This is a genomic window from Amycolatopsis sp. NBC_00345 (genome assembly GCF_036116635.1).
In the GTDB taxonomy this organism is placed as follows: Bacteria; Actinomycetota; Actinomycetes; order Mycobacteriales; family Pseudonocardiaceae; genus Amycolatopsis.
In genome coordinates, this window is record NZ_CP107995.1 from 10,293,077 (window position 1) to 10,312,732 (window position 19,656).

A 19,656-nucleotide genomic window follows, 5' to 3' on the forward strand; every position below is an offset into this window, starting at 1 on the left:
AACCTCGCCGGCCGACTTTTCGCAGTGGGGGCGTCACGATGCAGGGAGCCGTCTCCCGGGGCACGCTTTCGGCGTGGCCCGGCTGGCCGTCCCGCTGGACTATGTGGTCCGTCGCCCGGAAACGCTGGATCGTGTACGCGGTCGGGTGCGAGCTGGTGACCACAGTGGCCGTCATCGGCGGGCTGGCGGGCGAGTTCGGCGGCCCGGTGCAGCCAGTCGCGTTCGCGGTGCTCGTCGGGCTCGGCATCGCGCAGGCGGAGATGGCGCGGCGGATCGAGCGGGCGCGCCGGTGGATGAGCGGCCAGACGCACATCAACGTCACGTCCGTCTGGTACCTCGCCGGCGCCTTCCTGCTGCCGCCCGCGTGGGTCGCGTTGCTCGCGCTCGTGCTGTACCTGCATCTGTGGCTGCGCGTCTGGCGAGGGGTGCGTACGAGGCCCGCGCATCGCTTCGCGGCCAGTACGGCGTGGGCCATGCTCTCCTGCTTCGCGGCTTCTGCCGTGCTTACGGTCGACGGCCTCGACCAGGCAGGCCTCGAAACCTGGCGCGGCGTGTTCGCGCTGGTGCTGGCGGCGGCCGTGTTCGAGCTGGTGAACGTCGCGCTCGTCGCCCTCGGGATTTACCTCTATACGGCGAGCCGCGCGGCCGCGGACCTGATCGGCACCTGGGAGGACAACGCCTTCGAGCTCGCCACCCTGTGCCTCGGCGGGCTGGCCGCGCTCGCGCTCGTCGCGCAGCCGGTGCTGGTCGTCTTCGTCGTCGCGCCTTTGTTGCTGCTGCACCGTTATCTGCTGCTCAAACAACAGCTGCAGGTCGCCGCCGTGACCGACGAGAAGACCGGCCTGCTGAACACCGCCGGCTGGCACGATCTCGCGACGCGCGAGTACGCCCGCGCGCGCCGCCGCGGCCCGGGCAGCGAGTTCGCCGTGCTGATGATCGACCTCGACCACTTCAAGCGCATCAACGACACCTACGGCCACCTGACCGGTGACGAGGTGCTGGCCGCCGTCGCGGTGGCGATCGAGGATTCGGTGCGCACCAGCGACACCGTCGGCCGGTTCGGCGGCGAGGAGTTCGTGGTGCTGCTTCCGGCCACCGGCGCCACCCACGTGCTGGGCATCGCCGAATGCGTCCGCGTCGCGGTGGGGGAGCTGACCGTGATCGTCTCCGGTTCCACCCGGGTCGACGGGCTGTCCGTCTCCGTCGGAGTCGCGTGTTACCCGGCGGCCGGCGGCACGCTCGACCAGGTGCTGCGCTCCGCCGACGCCGCGCTCTACCGGGCCAAGGACGCCGGGCGCAACCGCGTCGCCGTGTGAGTCAGGGCTCGAAATACCGGCCCGCCGACGTTGTTGAACGTTGTATGAGTGCGGATCACGAGCCGGACGTGGTGGTCATCGGGGCCGGTCAGGCCGGCCTTTCGGCCGCCTACCACCTGCGTCGCGCGGGTTTCGCCGACGATTCGGGCTTTGTCGTGCTGGACCACGGGAAACGCCCAGGCGGCGCCTGGCAGTACCGCTGGCCGTCGCTGGTACTGGGCAAGGTGCACGGCATCTACGACCTGCCCGGCATGGCGTTCGGCACGCCGGACGTGACGCGGCCGGCCAGCGAGGTCGTGTCCGAGTACTTCGGCCGGTTCGAAAAGACGTTCTCCCTGCCCGTACGCCGGCCCGTTGACGTCACGGCCGTCCGCCGCGAGGGCGACCGGCTGCTCGTCGAGAGCCCGGCCGAAACGTGGGCCGCGCGCGCCGTGGTGAGCGCGACGGGCACGTGGGACCGGCCGTTCTGGCCGCACTACCCGGGCCAGGAGACGTTCGCCGGACGGCAGCTGCACACCGCCGACTACACCGGCGCGGAGCCGTTCCGCGGCCGCCGCGTGGTGGTCGTCGGCGGAGGCGCGTCGGCCGTGCAGCTGCTGATGGAGATCGGCCCGGTCGCCCGCTCGACGACGTGGGTCACGCGCCGTCCGCCGGTGTGGCACGAGGAGCCGTTCGGTGAGGACTGGGGCCGTGACGCCGTCACGAAGGTCGAGCAGCGCGTGCGCGCGGGCCTGCCGCCGGAGAGCGTGGTCAGCGTGACCGACCTGGCGGTGACGCCCGAGGTGCGCGCCGCCCGCGAGGCCGGTTTCCTCAACCGGCGCCCCATGTTCGAGCGGCTGGTGCCCGACGGCGTCGTCTGGGCGGACGGCACCTTCGAGCCCGCCGACCTGATCCTCTGGGCGACCGGCTTCCGCGCCGCCCTCGACCACCTCGCGCCGCTGCACCTGCGCACGCCGGGCGGCGGCATCCGGATGGACGGCACCCGCGTGGTCGACGAGCCGCGCCTGCACCTGGTCGGCTACGGGCCGTCGGCCAGCACCGTCGGCGCCAACCGCGCGGGCCGCGCCGCTGTGCACGAGATCCGGCGGCTGCTCGGGCGTTAGGCGCCGGCCCGTGCTTTCGGGGTTTTGAGGGTGCGGTCGAAGAGCGTCAGCGCCAGGACCACGATGCTGACGACGGCCAGCGTTCCGGCGATCAGGTGCAGCCCGGAATCGGTGACGTTGTGGCGGAAGACGATGCCGGTGACGGTGGACGAGGCGATGGACCCGAGGTAGCTGAAGGTCCGGAACAGCCCGGCGGCGGTGCCGACCTGGTCGGCGGGCGCCTGCGTGTAGAGGGCGGTCTGGTTGCTGACGGTCGTCGCGCCCAGCGTGATCGCGAACAGCAGCGTGACGCCGACGATGACCACCACCGGAGTCGCCGAGGTGAACAGCAGGACGGCGGCCGAGGCCAGGATCATGCTGACCGCGCCGATGATGAGCGGGCCGCGGACGAGGTTGCGGGCCGAGATCGGCTGCGACACGATCGCGGCGACGATGCCCATCGGCAGCAGCACGAGCCCGGCTTCCTGGGGCGGCAGGCCGTGGGCAGCCTCCAGCCACTGGGTGAGGCCGTAGAGCACGGTGTAGAACGCCAACAGCGTGAGCGCGCCGCGCAGGTACGTGCGGGTCAGCGCGAGATTCGACACGAGCAGCCGCATGTCGATGAACGGCGTGGCCGCCCGCAGTTCCCACCCCACCAGCAGGGCGCCCAGCCCGGCGGCGATCCCGAGGGGAATCCAGTTCGGCTCGGGCAGCGACAGCAGGAACACCAGCAGAGCGCTCATCGTGCCGCCGAACAGCACGATGCCGCTGACGTCGACGCGGCCGGCCAGCTCCCGCAGTGGACGGCGCTCCAGCGGTTCGTCCCGGGGAACCCACAGCACCGCCAGGATCAGGGCGATCACGGTGACGGGGAGGTTGACCAGAAAGGCCGAGCGCCAGCCGAACGCGGCGACCAGCACCCCGCCGATGGGCGGGCCGACCGCCACCGTGACCGTGCCGGCGATGGATGAGCACCATCGCCGCCGGGTACCCGGCCGAAGTGCCGATTCCGATCAGGACCCGCGCGACGGTCAGCGTCGCCATGCCGTGGGCGGCCCCGCCGACGATGCCGCCCACGAGCACCAGCACGATGCCGACGAGGAACACCCGGCGCGGGCCGAGCTGTTCGGCGAGCTTGCCCGCGGTGGGCTGGGCGACCGAGCTCGCCAGGTAGAGCGCCGACACCAGGACCGCGGTCGCCCCGACGGACACGCCCATCGCCAGCGCGATCGGCACCAGCGCGGTCGCGATGAGCGAGCTGTTGATCGGGTTGAGCGCCGAGCTGATGTACAGCGGCGTGACGAACCGCCACGAGAACGCCCCGCGTTTCCGGTCGTCACCGGCCTCGCCCGCGACGGCCGGCCCGGTGGTGTCGGACGAGGTCATCGGCCGGTCAGTCTTCGCGGACCAGTGACTTCAGGTCGGACGTCGTGATCACGTCCGCCTGGTGCGAAAGGACCTTCTCGAGGACGACCCGGTGGACCTCCGGGTCCGGGTCGGCGGTGGCGTCGGCGAGCACGAAGATGCGGTAGTCCTGGTCGGAGGCGTCGCGGACCGTGGACAACACCACTCCGGCGGTCGAGATGCCGCCCACCACGAGGGTGTCGATCGACTCGTCGCCGAGGAGGGCGTGCAGATCGGTGGTGCTGAAGGCGCCGAAGCGGGTCTTGCGGACGACGATGTCGCCGTCACGCACTTCCAGCGCGGGATCGATGTCCAGCGCCGGGTCGCCGTCGGCGAACAGGCGGCCCTGCTTGACGGCACTGAACGCCTTGTGGTGAGCCGGGATCGCGTCGTAGTCCTCCGGCGCGAACGCCACTCGCACGAACACTGCCTTGACGCCGTGCTCGCGCGCCCAGTCCAGCGCGGTCATGGCGTTCTCCAGCACGGCGCCCGGCTGGGGGAGGTGCCCCAGGATTTCGGGCTGGAAGTCCATCAGCAACAGCGCGGTCCGCCGCGCGACGATGGCCGGGTCAGGGGTTGTGGTCACGGAAGTCTTGCTCCTTCACAGGGAAACTGAACAGGTTGCCTGTCTAAATATACAGGCTTCCTGCCGATGGTGGAGTGCCGGGATAGAGTGCGGACCCATGACGGCGCCACTGCCCCGCGACATCGCTCGCGAGCTTCCGCACGCGATGATCCGGCTGCGGGCGCGGCTGCGGGCCGAGTCCGCGCCCGCCGACCGGCGCTGGACGTGGTCGCAGGTCACCACGCTCAGCCGGATCGGCGACGAAGGGCCCACGACGGTCAGCGCCCTCGCCGCCGCGGAACACGTCCGTCCTCAGTCGATGGCCGAGACGGTCGCCGCGCTCCTCCGGGAGGGTCTGATCGCCCGCGGGCCGGACCCCACGGACGGGCGCAAGACGCTCATCTCGATGACCGCGGCGGGCCGCAAGCTCCTCTCGGCCATTCCCGCGATCCGTGAAGCCTGGCTCGAAGAGGTCATCGAGCAGCACCTCTCGCCCGTCGAACGCCGGACACTGGCGAAAGCGGCGGAGATCATGGAGCGCCTCGCGGACTGCTGATCCGCGCCTGAACGCCGACGGTGGTGTTGATGACGACTTCGCCGCTTTCACGATGATCGACGCCTTCGACTCGGGTGGCATCGGATACGTCGGATACTCGGGATCCGGCCGCACTTCGTACAACTTCTGCAACGGCTCGAGCGCTTCGGCGGCGCTGGGTCGTTCCCCTGTCGCTGGGTGGCTCGACCGCGCCCGGTCGCCCTGCTATCCTCTCCGAGGTAACACTTTACGGCATAAAGAGATAGGTGGGGCATGGTCGAAACCACAGCGAACGCCAAGTTGGAAGACGGCAGTGTGCTCGAGATCGAGGTCCACGGCGAGGGCCCGGCGGTGCTGCTCCCGGTGAACCCGCGGCCGATCGAAGGCGAGCAGGCCGAGTCGATGCGGCAGTGGGGTGCCGACCCGGCGCTCGGCCGGTCGCTGATCAGCGGGCTGGCCGGGTTCCGCGTTGTCGCCTTTGACTACGAGGGGCACGTCATGGCGCATCCACGGCCGGACAGCCTGACGCCGGCCGCCGTCGCCGCTGATTTCCTCGCCGTCGCGGACACGGTGGGGGCGCGGCGGTTCGCGTATTACGGCTATTCGTGGCTCGCGCTGGCCGGGCTGCAGCTGGCCCTGCGCACCGACCGTCTTGACGGGCTGGCCATGGGCGGCTTCCCGCCGCTCGACGGGCCATACGCCGAAATGCTGGCGGTCACGCGGGCCACCCACGAGATGGCCGTCGCCGGGCCAGCCGAGACGCCGACCGCTGGGTCCTCCGAGAGCCAGCCGGGCGACTGGGATTCCGTCGAGGTCACTATGTCGACGGGACAGACGCGGCAGTTCGTCACGCTGTACGAGGCCCTGCAGGACTTCGACGACCACGCGGCCCGGCTGGCCTGCCCTCGACTGTGCTTCGCGGGCTCAGCCGACCGGATCGAGTACGGCGAACGCTGGGGCGGCGTCACGGTCGACATCGCGGGACCCTTCGAGACCCGCCGCGCCGAGCTGGCCGAGCGTGGCTGGACCGTCGAAGTCCTCGACGGGCTCGACCACATGACCGCCATGCAGGCCACCGCGGTCCTGCCGGTGCTGCGGCCCTGGCTGACCGGCCTCCGATGAGTCAGCCGGTGATGATTCAGCCGGCCAGCCGCTACTGACGCAGGTAGCGCACCTGCCCGGGCTTCGCGGCGTCGAAGTCCGGGCGGCCGGCGAGGTGCTCCGGAACGCCGACCTCCCACCACGCCCCGGCTTCCGTCCAAGCTGAAGGCTGGGTCCGCACCACGACAACCGCGGGACGGCTCTCCGCGACGGCGGCGGCGCGGGCCTTCGCGTACGCGCCACGGACGTCGTCCAGCGACGTCGCGGTGAAGACCGCGCAGCCCAGCGACTCGGCGTGACGCGCGAAGTCCACGCGTGGCGGCGAAGCGTGCGAAGTGCGGCAGTCGGCGTAGAAGTTGTTGAACGGCTTCCCGCCCTGCCCCTGCTGAAGCCGCGCGATGACCGCGTAGCCGTCGTTGTCGCAGACGACCGCGACGAGCGGGTGACCCGCGAAGGCGGCCGAGAACAGGTCCGAGTTCAGCATCAGGTACGAGCCGTCGCCGAGGAGCGTGGTCACCAGGCCTTCGGTGTGCGCGATGGCCGCGCCCCACGCCCCGGACAGCTCGTAACCCATGCAGGAGAAGCCGTACTCGACGTCCATGCTCACTTCGCCGGAGCCGCGCCAGCCGCCGATCAGCTCACCAGGCAGGCCGCCCGACGCGGTCATCACGTAGTCGTGCGGTTCCGACAGGTCGTTCACCACTCCGACGACCTGCGCGTACGACGGCACCGGAGCCGGGGCCGACCGCAGCGAGTCGATGTGGGCATCCCAGCGTGCGCGCTCCTCCGCGGCCCGCGCCGTCCACTGTGGATCGACGCGCCAGCTCTCCAGCTGCGCCCCGAGGTCGGCCAGCCCCGCGTCCGCGTCGCCCACCACGGCGAGCGCGCCGTGCTTGACGGCGTCGAACCGGGCCGCGTTCAAAGTGACCAGCCGGACGTCGGGGGAGAACACCGTCCACGACGCCGTGGTGAAGTCCTGCAGCCGCGTCCCGACCGCCAGCACCACGTCGGCCGCGCCGGCCAGCACGTTCGCCGACGTCGAGCCGGTGATGCCCAGCGGCCCGGCGTGCAGCTCGTGCGTGTGCGGCACCAGCGTCCGGCCCGCCGTGGTCTCCGTGACGGGAATCCCGTGCCGCTGCGCGAATTCCAGCGCGCGGCGCCCGGCGCCCGAATACCGGACGCCGCCGCCCAGCACCAGCAGCGGGCGGCGGGCCGAGCGCAACGCGGCGGCCGCCTCGGTCAGCGACCGGCGGTCCGGGCGCGGGCGCGGCAGCCGGTGCGTGACCGGCTCGAACAGCGCCTCGGGGAAGTCGTAGGTCTCGGCCTGGACGTCCTGCGGCAGCGCCAGCGTGACCGGCCCGGCGTCCGCCGGATCGGTGAGCACCCGCGCGACCTGCGGCAACGTCGCCAGCAGCTGCTCGGGCCGGGTGATCCGGTCGAAGTAGCGGCTGACCGCGCGGAAGGCGTCGTTGACCGTCGCCGTGCCGTCGTGGAAGGGCTCCACCTGCTGCAGCACCGGATCGGGCGCGCGGCTGACGAACGTGTCGCCCGGCAGCAGCAGCACCGGCAGCCGGTTCGCGTGCGCGACCCCCGCCGCGGTCACCATGTTCAGCGCGCCCGGCCCGATCGACGAGGTCACCACGCCGACCTGCCGCCGCTGCGTCGCCTTCGCGTAGCCGACGGCCGCGAGCGCCATGCCCTGCTCGGTGTGCCCACGCCAGACCGGCAACGCCGGCATGCTCTTTCCCGTGGCGGGGTCAGTCCACACCGCGGCACGGTGCTCTTCGAGCGCGGTGCCGAGGCCGAGCACGTTGCCGTGCCCGAAGATCGCGAACACCCCGGGGAACAGCGGGACCTCGCGCCCGTCCAGGGTTTCCGAGCGCTGCGCGAGCAGCCAGCGCACCAGCGCCTGTGCCGTGGTCAGCTTCATAAGACGCGCCCCTCGTGACTGGTGGCCGGGCACCGCGGGTCCAGCTCCTGCGAAGCCCAGGTGTCGCGGACCCAGCCGTGCGCCGGGTCGTCGCAGAACGCCATGGACCGCTCCTCGGCCGGGCCGGCCAGCACGTTCAGGTAATACATCGGGTAACCCGGCGCCGAGACGCACGGGCCGTGGTAGCCGCGCGGGATCAGGAAGACGTCGCCGTCGCGCACCGCCACGTCCTCGTCCAGCTCACCATCCGCCGTGTACGTGCGGTGCAGGCCGAAGCCCTCGCGCGAAGGCGTGACGCCGTCACGCCCGGCGATGCGGAAGTAATAGACCTCTTCGTTGACGACCTCGCAGTCCGAGGCCTCGTCGTGTTTGTGCGGCGGGTACGAGGACCAGTTGCCGCCCGGGGTGATCAGCTCGCACGCGTTCAGCTTGTCCGCGTGGTCCCACACCCCCGGCACGCCGAAGTTGGTCACCTGGCGGGTCGCCTGGCCGGCGCCGCGCACCTCGACCGGCACCTCCTCGGCCGGGCCGTACTTCGGCTCCAGGCGGCGGGTGCACCGCGCCATCGGCAGCGCGACCTCGGCACCGGTGGTGGAAGTCAGCATGACCTCGGCGTCGCGGGGCACGTAGAGGAAGTCCGTGACGCGGGTGAACACCGAATCGCGGCCGTCCAGCTCGAACTCCTCGCCGTCGACGACGACCGAGAGCGAGCCGGACAGCGGGAGCACAAACGCCTCGAACTCACCGGTCTCCACCACCCGCGGGAGCCGGGTGCCGACCTTGAGCACCTGCAACCCGGTGTAGGCCCAGCCGGCCGATTCCGGGGTCAGCCGGACCGGGTCGGCGCCGTCGGACAGTGTCCCGAGTGGACGGTGCAGCTCGCTCACTTCGCGGCCTCCAAGGTCTTCGCGGCGGCTTCCACCGCGGCGCCGACGTCACCGTCGGGCGGGTACAGCAGGCTCCGGCCCACGACGAGCCCGCGCACCACCTCGTGGCGCAGCGTGCGGCCCCACGACACCAGGTCGGCGGCGGGGTCGCCGGTCGGCACGCCGCCCAGCACCACCACCGGCAGCGTCGTGGCGCCGAGCACGGCGGCGTCCTCGGTGGACGGCAGCTTCAGCCAGGTGTGCGCGGACGTGACACCGATGCCGGACGCCACGGTGACGGCCCGCGACAGCGAAGTCGCGTCCTTCTGCAGCACCAGCCGCCCGTCTTCGCGGGTGTAGGGCAGCGGCTCGACCATCGCCATCAGGCCGTACGCCGCCAGCTCGGTGACGGCGTCCGCGCAGGCCTGCAGGGTCGGCACGGTGCCCGCGTCGGAGTCGACCAGGCGCAGCAGCATCTTGCCGCCGTCGAGCCGGGCGTCGACGAGCGCGGTCGCGTGGTAGCCGGTGAACCGGTCGTCGATCTCCCAGTCGGCGCCCGCCAGGCCGCCGCGGTTCATCGAGCCGATCACGACCTTGTCGTGCAACGCGTCGAGCAGCAGCAGCTCTTCGACGACGTCGGGGGTGCCGAGCAGCCCGTCCACGGCCGGGTTCGCCAGCGCCACCAGCAGCCGCTCCAGCAGCGAGCGGCGGTCGGCCATCGCCAGCGGGTCGCCGCCGACGCCGAGCGCGCCTCGCGCCGGGTGGTCGGCTGCCACGAGGAACAGCGTTCCCTTGTCCGACAACAGGTTCTCGCGCCGTCGCCGTGAGGCGTACGCCCGGCGCACGGCACCGGGGTCGGTCGCTCGCGTGCGCAGCAGCCGGCTCCAGCGCTCGTCGGTCAGCAGGGCTGTCACAGCATCTCCTCGATTTCGCCGGCGGTCGGCATGGCGTCGGCGCAGGCCAGCCGCGACGCGACGATGGCGCCCGCCGCGTTCGCGTACTCCGCGATGCGCACCGGGTCCCAGCCGGACAGCAGCCCGTGCACCAGCGCGCCGCCGAAGCCGTCGCCGGCCCCGAGCCCGCAGACCACCTCGACCCGCCGCGGCGGCACGGTCCAGCGGCCTTCGGGGGTGGCGACCAGCACGCCGTCGGCCCCCTTCTTGATCAGCGCGAGCCGCACGCCCTGCGCCAGCATCCGGTCGGCCGCCTCGTCGGGGTCGGCCGTGCCCACCGCGACCTCGGCCTCGGCGCGGTTGCCGACCGCGACCGTGGCGTGGCCGAGCATCCAGCCGATCTCTTCCCGCGCCGTGGCCGCGTCCGGCCAGAACATCGGCCGGTAGTCGAGGTCCACCACGGTGTGTTCGCGCCGCCCGCGGACCTCCAGCATTTTCCGCTGGGTGGCCCGCGCGGGCTCGGTCGAGACGCCGGTGCCGGTCACCCACAGCAGCGGCACCTCGCGCACGACGTCCCACGGCACGTCCGCCTCGGTCAGCGTGAGGTCGGGCGCGATGGGGGAGCGGTAGAACAGCAGCGGCGGGTCGGCGGGCGGGTTCAGCTCGCAGAACACCACCGGTGTCTGCAGATCCGGCGAGGTGCCGACGTGATCGGGCGTGACGCCGAACCCCGTCAGCGCCTGCCGGACGTAGTCGCCGAAACCGTCCGGGCCGACTTTCGTCAGCACGCCGGTGCGGCGGCCGAGCCGTGCGGCGGCGACCGCGACGTTGGTCGCGGTCCCGCCGAGCGACTTGGCGAAGGTGGCCACCTCGGCCAGCGGCACGCCGCTCTGCTCGGGGTAGAGGTCCACCCCGACCCGGCCGACGGTCAGTGCTTCGATCGTCGTGTCTTTGGTCGTCGTCTCGTCGATCGTCGCCGCTTTGATCGTCGCCTCTTTAATTGTCACAGCCACCTCCGCGTGGGTACGTGTGTCAAGGCGTCTCCACGGCCCGCAGCTCGTGTTCGAGTGCTTCCAGTTCCGCGCCGCCCGCCATCTGCCGGGTCAGCTCGCCGATGTCGATCTCGGACTTCTCGTACGTGCCGAGCGGCGCGCCCCGCTTCAGCAGCAGGAACCGGTCCGCGACCGGGTACGCGTGGTGCGGGTTGTGCGTGATCAGCACGACGCCGAGCCCGCGGTCACGGGCCTGTGCGACGTACTTGAGCACCACCCCGGCCTGCTTCACACCGAGCGCGGCGGTCGGCTCGTCGAGGATCAGCACCTTGGCGCCGAAGTGGACCGCCCGCGCGATGGCGACGCACTGACGCTCGCCGCCGGAGAGCGTGCCCACCGGCTGTTCGACGTCACGCAGGTCGATGCCCATGTCGGCCAGCGCCTTCTTGGTCGTCTCCCGGCCCTTCTTCCGGTCCAGCGCGCGGAACGGGCCGAAGCCGACCGTGGGCTCGGAGCCGAGGAAGAAGTTGCGCCACACGCTCATCAGCGGCACCACGGCGAGGTCCTGGTAGACCGTGGCGATGCCGCGGTCCAGCGCCTCGCGCGGCGAGGCGAACCGCACCGGGACGCCCTCGACCAGGAACTCGCCGCGGTCGTGGGTGTGCACCCCGGCCAGGATCTTGATCAGCGTGGACTTCCCGGCGCCGTTGTCGCCGAGCACGCAGGTGACCTCGCCCGCGTTGACCACTGTGGACACATCGTGCAGCGCCACGACGCTGCCGTACATCTTGCCGATGTCCTTGACTTCGATCAGCGGGGCGTTCATCGCCGGACCCTTTCCGCGCGTCGCCGGAAGGCGTTGTTGACCAGGACCGCGGCCAGCAGCATGATGCCGAGGAACAGCATGAACCAGTCGCTGTCCCAGCCGGCGAACACGATGCCCTGGCGCGCCATGCCGAAGATCAGGGCGCCGATCGCCGCGCCGACGGCCGAGCCGAAGCCGCCGGTGAGCAGGCAGCCGCCGATCACCGCCGCGATGATGTACTGGAACTCCAGCCCGATGCCCTGGTTCGCCTGCACGGTCGCGAACCGCAGGATGTTGATCGAGCCGACCAGCCACGCCGCGAGCGCCGTGCCCATGAACAGCAGGATCTTCGTGCGCACCACCGGCACGCCGACCGCGCGGGAGCTGGGCGCGGAGCCGCCGACCGCGAAGATCCAGTTGCCGAAGCGGGTCCGCACCAGCAGCCACGAGGCCACCGCGGCGACGCCGATCCACCACACGATGGAGATCTGGAACGGCGTGCCCCCGATGTTCACCGTGGAGGCGAACACGAACCCGGCCGAGGCGTAGCCGTCGGTCGAGCGCATGCCGGACACCTGCACGGTGCCGGTCACCAGCCGCGTGACGCCCAGGTTCAGGCCCTGCAGCGCGAGGAACGTGCCGAGCGTGACGATGAAGCTCGGCAAGCCGGTTTTCATCACCAGCCAGCCGTTGAACGCGCCGACCGCCAGCGCGAACACCAGCGAGACCAGTAGCGCGAGCCAGACGTTCCAGCCCGCCGCGGTCGAGAGGATCGCGGTGACCAGCGAGGTCGACGCCGTCATCACGCCCGCGGACAGGTCGAACTCACCGCCGACCATCAGCAGCGAGACGGCGACGGCCATGATGCCGAGCGTCGCCGCGTCGTCGAGCCAGGTCGCGGCGCCGCTGGCACTGAAGAACTTGTCCGTGACGATGGTGAAGAACAGGAAGACGACAACGGCGCCGAGCAGCGCGCCGATCTCCGGCCGGACCACCAGCCGGTCCCGCAGCCGCGGCTTCACGAACCGCTCGTCGAGCGTGGTGGTGGTCATCGGGTGCCCCTTTGCACGTACTGGCCGACCTTGTCCACTGTGGATTTGTCGACCAGGTCGGGTCCGGTGAGCACCGGCTTGCCGCCGCCGACGACGTTCGCGTTGTCCCGGTAGAGCTTGAGGAACATCACCGGCAGGTAGCCCTGCTCGTACTGCTGCTGGTCGACGGCGAAGAGCACGTCGCCGGCCTTGATCGCGGACACCACGTCGGAGTTCAGGTCGAACGTGCCGACCTGCGCCTTCGAGCCCGCGGTCTTGATCGCGCTCACCGCGCGGGCCGCGACCTGCGAGTTCAGCGTGAGCACCGCGTCGATCGACGAGTCGGTCTGCACCGCGCCGCGGATGCGCGACTCGGCGTCGGTCGGGTTGGTGATGTCCACCTGCAGTGTCTGGACGGCGCCGCCGAACCCGGTCTTCGCGCCGTCGCAGCGCTGCGCCTGGCCGACGTTGCCGGCCTCGTGGATCACGCAGAGCAGCTTCTTCTTGCCGAGGTCCTTGAACTTCTTCCCGGCCTCCTCGCCGGCGATCGACTCGTTCTGGCCCACGTGGGTCAGCGCGCCGAACGCGGCGCTCTTGTCCTCGCCGGAGTTGATGGTGATCACCGGGATGCCCGCGTGCACCGCGGCCTCGATCGAGGGCTGCAGCGCCTCCGGGTTCGCCATCGACACCACCAGACCGCCGATTCCCTGGGCGACGGCATTGTCGATCAGCTTGGCCTGGGCCCCCGGGTCGCCGTCGGAGTTGTACTCGACCTGGACGCCCAGGTCCTTGCCGGCCTGCTCGGCGCCGTTCTTCACCACGTTCCAGAACGCGTCGCCCGCCGTGCCGTGCGTGATCACCGCGACCTTGAGCGGGCCCTTGTCCACCGGCGCGGACGGCGGGGCGGTGGTCTTCACCTCGGCCGCCGGCCCGGTGCACGCCGACAGCAGCAGCAACCCGGCCACGGCCACCAGCCCGGCCCTGACCCGGCCGGTACTGACCCGGCCGATCCCGGCCCGGCCGGCCCTGATCCCGCGCGGCCGCAGCTTGCCGCGCTTCAAGCGATGGGACATCGTCGTCTCTCCTCGCTTCTTCCTTCGATATCGCCTCAGCCGAACCGGCTGACGATTGCGCCGAGGTGGGCGAGGCTGGCGGCCACGTCCCGTTTCGGCAGGTCCACCGGGCTGCGCTCGTCCAGCGCGGTGTCCTGCTCGAGGACGTACCAGCCGTCGTAGCCCGCTTCGTGCACGAAGCGAACCATGGCTTCGATGTCCACGTCACCCTTTCCGAGCGGGACGTACAGGCCTTGGCCCACGGCCTCGGCGTACGGCAGCTCCCCGGCGCGGACGGCCTCGGCCAGGTCGCCGCGCACGTCCTTCAAATGCAGGTGCCCGACGCGGTCGGGGTACTTCTTCGCCAGCTCCACCGGGTCGGTGCCGCCGATCAGCAGGTGGCCGGTGTCCAGACACAGTGGCAGGTCGGAGTCGGCGAGGAACCGCTCGACCTCGGCTTGAGTCTCGGCGTGGGTGCCGACGTGCGGGTGCAGCACGGTCTTCAGCCCGTGCGCCGCCGCCACGTCGCGGATCTTCGCGGCGGTGCCGATCAAAGTGGACCATTCGGCCTCGCTGAGCGCGGGCCGTTCGTCGTAGCCCTCGAGCCCGGTCGCGGCCGCGAGCACCAGCACCTCGGCCCCGCACGCGGCGAACAGCGCGGCGGAGTCCTCGGCCTCGGCGAGCGCGGCTTCGGGATTTTCGTGCAGCACCACGGCGAGGAAGCCGCCGATGAGACGGAGGCCGTGACCGCCCAGCAGTTCCTTCAGTGCCGCGGGGTCGCGCGGCAGGTACCCGGGCGGGCCCAGCTCGGTGGCGGTGAGGCCCAGCTCGGCCATCTCGCCCAGCACGGTCGGCGCGTCGAGCATCCGGCCCCAGCCGGGCACTTCGCACACCCCCCAGGAGATCGGCGCGGCGGCGACGCGGATGGTCGGCTTCGCTGTCATGGATCCCTCTCCGTCTGTCCACCCGTTGGCCACCGCGGCCGGCCGGCGTTGGAGCGCTCTATTGATTAGAGCGCTCTAATCATGTAACGTCCGACACAGCAAAGTCAAGGCCGGATCTCGGGTCCGGCCCAGTGCCGGGAGGCCCGCGAATGGTGAAGCCCACCATGGAGGACGTCGCCGCGCGTGCGGGCGTCTCCCGCGCGCTGGTGTCCCTTGTAATGCGCAATTCGCCGAAGGTTTCGTCGATCCGCCGTCAGGCCGTGCTCACCGCGGCCGACGAGCTGGGCTACTCGCCGCACGTGATGGCCCGCTCGCTGGCCAGCCGTACGTCCACTGTGCTCGGCGTGATGGTGAACGATCTGCGCAACGCGTTTTTCGCCGACGTGGTGGAGGGGCTCGACGCGGCCGCGCAGGCGGCCGGGTTCGATCTCATCCTCAACACCGGCGGGCGGATCCCCTCGCGGGAGAGCGCGGCGTTGCGCAGCCTGCTTTCCTTCCGCCCGGCCGGGCTCGTGCTGCTCTCGCCGGTGGTGCCGACGGCCGCGATCGAGGCGGCCGCGCTCCAGTGCCCGACAGTGCTCGTGTCCCGGACCTCGCGGGTGGCCGGTGTCGACACGGTCAACGACGACGGCGAGGCCGGCTCCACGCTGGCCGTCGACCACCTCGTGGGCCTCGGTCATCGCCGCATCGCGCACCTCGACGGCGGGATGGCGGCCGGTGCCGCCGCGCGCCGGCGCGGGTTCCTGGCCGCGATGCGCGCGCACGGGCTGGACCCGGTCGTGGTGCGCAGCGAGCACACCGACACCGCGGGGGAGAAGGCCGTGCGGGAGCTGCTGACCACCTACGACCGGGCGGACCTGCCGACCGGGCTGGTGGCGGGCAACGACTTCAACGCCGTCGGCGCGATCTCGGCGCTGGAAGAGAACGGCCTGCGGGTGCCGGACGACGTTTCCGTGGTCGGCTACGACAACACGTCGCTGGCCAGCCTCCGGCACGTCTCACTGACCACTGTGGACCAGCCGCGCACCGAAATGGGCCGGTTGGCGCTCGAAGCCCTGCTGGAGCGGGTGCGCGGCGAACGCGCCAAGCCGGTCCGGCACCTGCTGAACCCCTCCCTGGTGGTCCGCTCGACCACCGCGAGAGAACGGAAGAGCCCGTGACCGAACCCGTCCAGCACTGGATCGACGGCGCCCGCACCCCGGGCGTCTCGAGCCGCCGCGGCGACGTCTTCCAGCCCGCCACCGGCGAGGTGGCCCGTCAGGTGGTGCTCGCCGGACAGTCCGATGTGGACGCCGCGGTCGCGTCGGCCGTGAAGGCCTCGCGGGACTGGGCCGACAGCTCACTGTCCGCGCGCACCCGGATCCTGTTCGCGTTCCGCCAGCTCGTGGACGAGCACCGGGACGAGCTGGCGGAGCTGATCACCGCCGAGCACGGCAAGGTGCTGGCCGACGCCGCCGGCGAGGTCCAGCGCGGCCTCGAGGTGGTGGAGTTCGCGTGCGGCATCGCGCAGGTGCTGAAGGGCGAGCGCTCCGAGCAGGTCTCCCGCGGCATCGACGCGTATTCGCTGCGGCAGCCGCTCGGCGTGGTCGCCGGCATCACGCCGTTCAACTTCCCGGTGATGGTGCCGATGTGGATGTTCCCGGTCGCCATCGCGTGCGGGAACACGTTTGTGCTCAAGCCGTCCGACCGCGACCCGTCGGCCTCGGTGCGGCTCGCGGAGCTGTTCGCCGAGGCGGGCCTGCCGCCGGGTGTGCTCAACGTGGTCCAGGGCGACGCCGAGGCGGTGAACGCGCTGCTCGCGCACCCGGACGTCGCGGGCGTCTCGTTTGTCGGCTCCACCCCGATCGCGCGGCACGTCTATGAGACGGCGACGGCCGCGGGCAAGCGCGTGCAGGCGCTCGGCGGCGCGAAGAACCACATGGTCGTACTGCCCGACGCCGATCTCGACGGCGCAGCCGACGCCGCCGTGTCCGCCGGCTACGGCAGCGCGGGCGAGCGCTGCATGGCCATCTCCGTGGTCGTCGCGGTGGGCGACACCGGTGACGCGCTGGTCGAGGCCATCGCCGAGCGGACCCGTCAGCTGAAGACCGGCCCGGGCACCGACGAGGCCTCGCAGATGGGCCCGGTTGTCACCGCGGCCGCGCGGGACCGCGTCGTGTCCTATGTGGACGCCGGTCAGGAAGCAGGCGCGAAGCTGGTCGTCGACGGCCGTGGTTGCGCGCCCGAGGGCCACGACGGCGGTTTCTGGGTCGGCCCCACGTTGTTCGACCACGTGACGCCCGAGATGAGCGTGTACACCGACGAGATCTTCGGCCCGGTGCTCGCCGTGGTGCGGGCGGACTCGTTCGAAGCCGCGCTGGAACTGGTCAACGCCAACCCGTACGGCAACGGCACCGCCATCTTCACCGCCGACGGGCTGGCGGCGCGCGAGTTCGAGCGCCGCGTGACCGTCGGCATGGTCGGCATCAACGTGCCCATCCCGGTCCCGATGGCCTACTACTCCTTCGGCGGCTGGAAGGACTCGCTCTTCGGCGACACCCACGTGCACGGGGCCGAGGGCGTCCGCTTCTACACCCGGGCCAAGGCCGTGACGTCGCGCTGGCCACGCCAGGCCCACGGCGTCGACCTGGGTTTCCCGACCCACGGCTAGCTCGTTCCCTCACACACGCACCAGCAGGAGGAGTTCAACGATGAGGTTGGGACTGGCGGGGACCGGCCGGATCGGCACCGCGCACGCCGAGACGCTCAAGGGCTTCGAAGACGTCTCCTCGGTGATCGTCGCCGACGTCGACACCGCGCGGGCGCAGGCCACGGCGGCGAAGCTCGGCGTCGAGGCCGCGAGCGACATCGAGGCGCTGTTCGGGGCCGGGCTCGACGCCCTGGTGGTCACCGCGGCCACGGACGCGCATCCGGCGCTGATCCTCAGGGCCGTGGACGCGGGCATCCCGGTCTTCTGCGAAAAGCCGGTGGCCGCGGACATCCCGGGCACGCTCGCCGTGATCGACCGGATCGAGGGCTCGGACGTGCCCGTGCAGATCGGTTTCCAGCGCCGTTTCGACGCCGGTTACCAGGCGGCGCGCGCGGCAGTGGCGGGCGGCGAACTCGGCTGGCTGCACACGGTGCGGGCCACGACGTTCGACCCGGCGCCGCCGCCCGCGGAGTACGTGGGCCATTCCGGCGGGCTGTTCCGCGACTGCGGTGTGCACGACTTCGACATCATCCGCTGGGTCACCGGCCGCGAGGTCGAAGAGGTCTACGCGCTGGGCGCCAACCGCGGCGAGGCCTTCTTCGCCGAGGCGGGCGACGTCGACACCGCGGCCGTCATCCTGACGTTGGACGACGGCACCCTCGCCACTGTCTCGCTCACCCGCTACAACGGCGCGGGTTACGACGTGCGCTTCGAGGCCCTCGGCTCGACCGCGAACGTGGTGGTGGGGCTGGACGATCGTGCTCCGTTGCGCTCGGTCGAGCCCGGCGTCGTGCCGCTGCCCGGGCCGCCGTATCCCGGCTTCATGGAGCGGTTCCGTCCCGCGTACGTCGCGGAGCTGAAGGTGTTCCTGGACGTCGCCGCCGGCCGCGTGTCGAACCCGGCCGGCGCGCGGGACGCGCTGGAAGCGTTTTACATCGCCGAAGCCTGCGAGCTCTCCCGCCGCGAGCGCCGGCCGGTGGGGGTGGCCGAAGTCCGCCGCTAGATCGCTGCCGGTAGCGGACAAACCCGGGAGGGCTCCCGGCGACGGCGGGCTAACGTGCCTGCGAGCCGTCACGGAGGGGAGCAGGTCGTGGTCGGATGGCAGGTAAGGACCGCGCAGGCCGTCATGTTCGCGCAAGCCTTGGCCTCGTTGGGGATCTGGGTCGTGCAACTGCTGACGATCAGCGTGCGCCTCGACCACGGCCAGGACGTCGCGCCGACGGTATGGCTCGTGATCGTGGTCAATCCCCTGATCGCGATCCTGGTCGCCCTCGCCGCGGCCTTACTGGTCCGGCGTCCGTGGGCCCGCGGTCTCGCGGTGGTCATGGAGGTGGTGGGCGCCGTGAGCGCGCTGATCAGCGTGCTCACCGGGTACTACCAAGCCGTGATCGCGATCCTGCTGGCCATCGGCGTGATCGTGCTGGTGGTCTCCGGCCCGCGGCGTCCGGTCCACGCCGCGTGAGAAAGTCCGTGCCGATGAGGAGTCCTGCCGTGACCCGGTTTCGCCTGTTCGCCCTCGCGGGTGCCGTCGTCCTGCTCACGGCCGGCTGCGCGGGCCCGCCCCCGGAGGTCTGCGACGAGTACATGTGCTCCGGCCCCGCCTATTGGCCGAGCACCGCCACCCAGATCGAGAACGGCTTCGTGGCCGTCCTGAGCGCGATCGGCGTCGTCCCGATCGTCCCCCGCAGTGCGAACGGCCCGGCCCGGCGGACGACAACCCTGAAGTAGCCGCGGACAACTTGAGCCGGCCGGATCCGCGTGCCGTCGCGGTCGTCGCCGCACGTCCGGCTGCTGCGCGCCGCCCATCCCGTGGTGGTAAGCGGTATTACCAGGTCGCAATCCCGGGAACGTCGTGCCAAGCTTCCCGGGTGACCGGACTTTCTGACTTCGAGATCGTCCTGACCCCGCTCGACGAGCCGTCCCTGGCCCGGCTGCTCGAGGCCGCGGTCGCCGACGCCGACCCGCACGAGGTGATGCCCCCGGTCGACGGGCCGCCGGGCTGGACCCCCGAGCGGCGTGAGGCGTTCCTGGCCTTCCACCGGCGGCGCTCGCTTGACCCGGACACGGCGATCGAGACCACCTGGCTGATCGAGGTCGACGGCCGGGCCGCGGGCGCCGCGCGCCTGCAGCCGGTGCACGGCGGGTCGGCCGTCGAGGTGGAGGCGGGCGTGTGGCTCGGCCGCTCGGCCCGTGGCCGCGGCATCGGCAAGCGCGTGGCCGAAGTACTCCTGGAGGCGGCCCGCGACGGCGGCGCCGCCCGGTTCATCGCCTCGACCACAGTGGACAACGCCGCCGCGCGCCGCCTGCTCAGCGGCACCGGCGCGGACCTCGACGTGCGCGGCGAGGAAGTAGACGCCCGCCTGGAGTTGTGACCAGGCCGGGAGAAGCAGGACGGCCCGCCCTCACGAGGAAGGAGGGCGGGCCGTTCTCTTGCCACGAACCAGTCGGCAG

20 protein-coding genes and 1 pseudogene are annotated in these 19,656 nt (G+C 71.6%); 11 read left to right on the forward strand and 10 right to left on the reverse strand.

Going from position 1 to position 19,656, the window contains the following annotated elements:
* Nucleotides 1–101 precede the first annotated feature (101 nt).
* Together OG943_RS47065 and OG943_RS47070 are read left to right on the forward strand one after the other, a co-directional pair.
* On the forward strand, nucleotides 102–1,316 hold the full coding sequence (locus tag OG943_RS47065) for a GGDEF domain-containing protein (RefSeq protein WP_328612358.1): 1,215 nt from the start codon (nucleotides 102–104) through the stop codon (nucleotides 1,314–1,316).
* Between the two features lie 44 nt (nucleotides 1,317–1,360).
* The gene (locus tag OG943_RS47070; RefSeq protein WP_328607355.1) at nucleotides 1,361–2,419 is read left to right on the forward strand and encodes an NAD(P)-binding domain-containing protein; all 1,059 of its coding nucleotides are present in this window, start codon (nucleotides 1,361–1,363) and stop codon (nucleotides 2,417–2,419) included.
* Here the strand turns inward: OG943_RS47070 and OG943_RS47075 are convergent.
* Nucleotides 2,416–3,634 (reverse strand): annotated as a pseudogene (locus tag OG943_RS47075) (MFS transporter). The gene OG943_RS47070 and the pseudogene OG943_RS47075 overlap by 4 nt on opposite strands.
* A 13-nt stretch (nucleotides 3,635–3,647) precedes the next feature.
* Between OG943_RS47075 and OG943_RS47080 the strand changes: the two are divergent.
* Nucleotides 3,648–3,812 (forward strand): hypothetical protein, encoded by a 165-nt coding sequence (locus OG943_RS47080; RefSeq protein WP_328612376.1) that lies wholly within the window; start codon nucleotides 3,648–3,650, stop codon nucleotides 3,810–3,812.
* Here the strand turns inward: OG943_RS47080 and OG943_RS47085 are convergent.
* Nucleotides 3,792–4,388, reverse strand: a complete 597-nt coding sequence (locus OG943_RS47085) for a cysteine hydrolase family protein (protein WP_328607356.1) — start codon at nucleotides 4,386–4,388, stop codon at nucleotides 3,792–3,794. The genes OG943_RS47080 and OG943_RS47085 overlap by 21 nt on opposite strands.
* 97 nt (nucleotides 4,389–4,485) lie before the next feature.
* On the opposite strand from OG943_RS47085, the gene OG943_RS47090 reads away from it, so the two are divergent.
* Both OG943_RS47090 and OG943_RS47095 read left to right on the forward strand, forming a co-directional pair.
* Nucleotides 4,486–4,923 (forward strand): MarR family winged helix-turn-helix transcriptional regulator, encoded by a 438-nt coding sequence (locus tag OG943_RS47090; protein ID WP_328607357.1) that lies wholly within the window; start codon nucleotides 4,486–4,488, stop codon nucleotides 4,921–4,923.
* A 252-nt stretch (nucleotides 4,924–5,175) separates the two neighbouring features.
* Nucleotides 5,176–6,024 (forward strand): alpha/beta fold hydrolase, encoded by an 849-nt coding sequence (locus OG943_RS47095; protein WP_328607358.1) that lies wholly within the window; start codon nucleotides 5,176–5,178, stop codon nucleotides 6,022–6,024.
* 31 nt (nucleotides 6,025–6,055) lie between these two features.
* Here OG943_RS47095 and iolD read toward each other — a convergent pair whose 3' ends face one another.
* Genes iolD through OG943_RS47135 form a run of 8 tightly spaced genes read right to left on the reverse strand, consistent with a single transcriptional unit; the run spans nucleotide 6,056 to nucleotide 14,516 of the window.
* A complete protein-coding gene (iolD, locus tag OG943_RS47100; RefSeq protein WP_328607359.1) occupies nucleotides 6,056–7,933 on the reverse strand; it encodes a 3D-(3,5/4)-trihydroxycyclohexane-1,2-dione acylhydrolase (decyclizing) in 1,878 nt (625 codons plus the stop codon).
* Nucleotides 7,930–8,820 carry a 5-deoxy-glucuronate isomerase gene (gene iolB / locus OG943_RS47105; protein WP_328607360.1) on the reverse strand — a complete coding sequence of 297 codons (891 nt, stop codon included), beginning with the start codon at nucleotides 8,818–8,820 and terminating at the stop codon, nucleotides 7,930–7,932. The genes iolD and iolB overlap by 4 nt, the downstream gene beginning before the upstream one ends.
* Nucleotides 8,817–9,713: a Cgl0159 family (beta/alpha)8-fold protein gene (locus tag OG943_RS47110; protein WP_328607361.1), complete on the reverse strand. Its 897-nt coding sequence runs from the start codon at nucleotides 9,711–9,713 to the stop codon at nucleotides 8,817–8,819. Before OG943_RS47110 ends, iolB begins: the two co-directional genes overlap by 4 nt.
* Nucleotides 9,710–10,693, reverse strand: a complete 984-nt coding sequence (gene iolC / locus OG943_RS47115; protein ID WP_442874854.1) for a 5-dehydro-2-deoxygluconokinase — start codon at nucleotides 10,691–10,693, stop codon at nucleotides 9,710–9,712. Before iolC ends, OG943_RS47110 begins: the two co-directional genes overlap by 4 nt.
* Nucleotides 10,694–10,724: 31 nt before the next feature.
* Complete coding sequence (locus OG943_RS47120; RefSeq protein ID WP_328607362.1) at nucleotides 10,725–11,510, reverse strand: ATP-binding cassette domain-containing protein; 786 nt, start codon at nucleotides 11,508–11,510, stop codon at nucleotides 10,725–10,727.
* Nucleotides 11,507–12,541, reverse strand: a complete 1,035-nt coding sequence (locus OG943_RS47125) for an ABC transporter permease (protein ID WP_328607363.1) — start codon at nucleotides 12,539–12,541, stop codon at nucleotides 11,507–11,509. The genes OG943_RS47120 and OG943_RS47125 overlap by 4 nt, the downstream gene beginning before the upstream one ends.
* Entirely contained in the window at nucleotides 12,538–13,593 is a 1,056-nt protein-coding gene (locus OG943_RS47130; RefSeq protein WP_442874670.1) for a substrate-binding domain-containing protein, read from the reverse strand. The genes OG943_RS47125 and OG943_RS47130 overlap by 4 nt, the downstream gene beginning before the upstream one ends.
* Nucleotides 13,594–13,628: 35 nt before the next feature.
* A complete protein-coding gene (locus OG943_RS47135; RefSeq protein ID WP_328607364.1) occupies nucleotides 13,629–14,516 on the reverse strand; it encodes a sugar phosphate isomerase/epimerase family protein in 888 nt (295 codons plus the stop codon).
* Between the two features lie 149 nt (nucleotides 14,517–14,665).
* Between OG943_RS47135 and OG943_RS47140 the strand changes: the two genes are divergently transcribed.
* From OG943_RS47140 to OG943_RS47165, 6 genes are all read left to right on the forward strand, one after another.
* Nucleotides 14,666–15,676, forward strand: a complete 1,011-nt coding sequence (locus OG943_RS47140) for a LacI family DNA-binding transcriptional regulator (protein ID WP_328607365.1) — start codon at nucleotides 14,666–14,668, stop codon at nucleotides 15,674–15,676.
* Nucleotides 15,673–17,166: a CoA-acylating methylmalonate-semialdehyde dehydrogenase gene (locus OG943_RS47145; RefSeq protein ID WP_328607366.1), complete on the forward strand. Its 1,494-nt coding sequence runs from the start codon at nucleotides 15,673–15,675 to the stop codon at nucleotides 17,164–17,166. Before OG943_RS47140 ends, OG943_RS47145 begins: the two co-directional genes overlap by 4 nt.
* 40 nt (nucleotides 17,167–17,206) lie before the next feature.
* Nucleotides 17,207–18,208, forward strand: coding sequence for a Gfo/Idh/MocA family protein (locus OG943_RS47150; RefSeq protein ID WP_328607367.1), 1,002 nt, complete (start codon nucleotides 17,207–17,209; stop codon nucleotides 18,206–18,208).
* An 87-nt stretch (nucleotides 18,209–18,295) separates the two neighbouring features.
* Nucleotides 18,296–18,667 (forward strand): hypothetical protein, encoded by a 372-nt coding sequence (locus OG943_RS47155; protein WP_328607368.1) that lies wholly within the window; start codon nucleotides 18,296–18,298, stop codon nucleotides 18,665–18,667.
* Nucleotides 18,668–18,696: 29 nt separating this feature from the next.
* Nucleotides 18,697–18,933: a hypothetical protein gene (locus OG943_RS47160; RefSeq protein ID WP_328607369.1), complete on the forward strand. Its 237-nt coding sequence runs from the start codon at nucleotides 18,697–18,699 to the stop codon at nucleotides 18,931–18,933.
* Nucleotides 18,934–19,073: 140 nt separating this feature from the next.
* Complete coding sequence (locus OG943_RS47165; RefSeq protein WP_328607370.1) at nucleotides 19,074–19,577, forward strand: GNAT family N-acetyltransferase; 504 nt, start codon at nucleotides 19,074–19,076, stop codon at nucleotides 19,575–19,577.
* Nucleotides 19,578–19,656 lie beyond the last annotated feature (79 nt).

Coding starts and splice junctions, on each gene's coding strand:
- OG943_RS47065 (WP_328612358.1), top strand. CDS start 102: ATGTGGTCCGTCGCCCGGAAACGCTGGATCGTGTACGCGGTCGGGTGC.
- OG943_RS47070 (WP_328607355.1), top strand. CDS start 1,361: ATGAGTGCGGATCACGAGCCGGACGTGGTGGTCATCGGGGCCGGTCAG.
- OG943_RS47080 (WP_328612376.1), top strand. CDS start 3,648: ATGAGCGAGCTGTTGATCGGGTTGAGCGCCGAGCTGATGTACAGCGGC.
- OG943_RS47090 (WP_328607357.1), top strand. CDS start 4,486: ATGACGGCGCCACTGCCCCGCGACATCGCTCGCGAGCTTCCGCACGCG.
- OG943_RS47095 (WP_328607358.1), top strand. CDS start 5,176: ATGGTCGAAACCACAGCGAACGCCAAGTTGGAAGACGGCAGTGTGCTC.
- iolD (WP_328607359.1), bottom strand. CDS start 7,933: ATGAAGCTGACCACGGCACAGGCGCTGGTGCGCTGGCTGCTCGCGCAG.
- OG943_RS47120 (WP_328607362.1), bottom strand. CDS start 11,510: ATGAACGCCCCGCTGATCGAAGTCAAGGACATCGGCAAGATGTACGGC.
- OG943_RS47125 (WP_328607363.1), bottom strand. CDS start 12,541: ATGACCACCACCACGCTCGACGAGCGGTTCGTGAAGCCGCGGCTGCGG.
- OG943_RS47130 (WP_442874670.1), bottom strand. CDS start 13,593: ATGTCCCATCGCTTGAAGCGCGGCAAGCTGCGGCCGCGCGGGATCAGG.
- OG943_RS47135 (WP_328607364.1), bottom strand. CDS start 14,516: ATGACAGCGAAGCCGACCATCCGCGTCGCCGCCGCGCCGATCTCCTGG.
- OG943_RS47140 (WP_328607365.1), top strand. CDS start 14,666: ATGGTGAAGCCCACCATGGAGGACGTCGCCGCGCGTGCGGGCGTCTCC.
- OG943_RS47150 (WP_328607367.1), top strand. CDS start 17,207: ATGAGGTTGGGACTGGCGGGGACCGGCCGGATCGGCACCGCGCACGCC.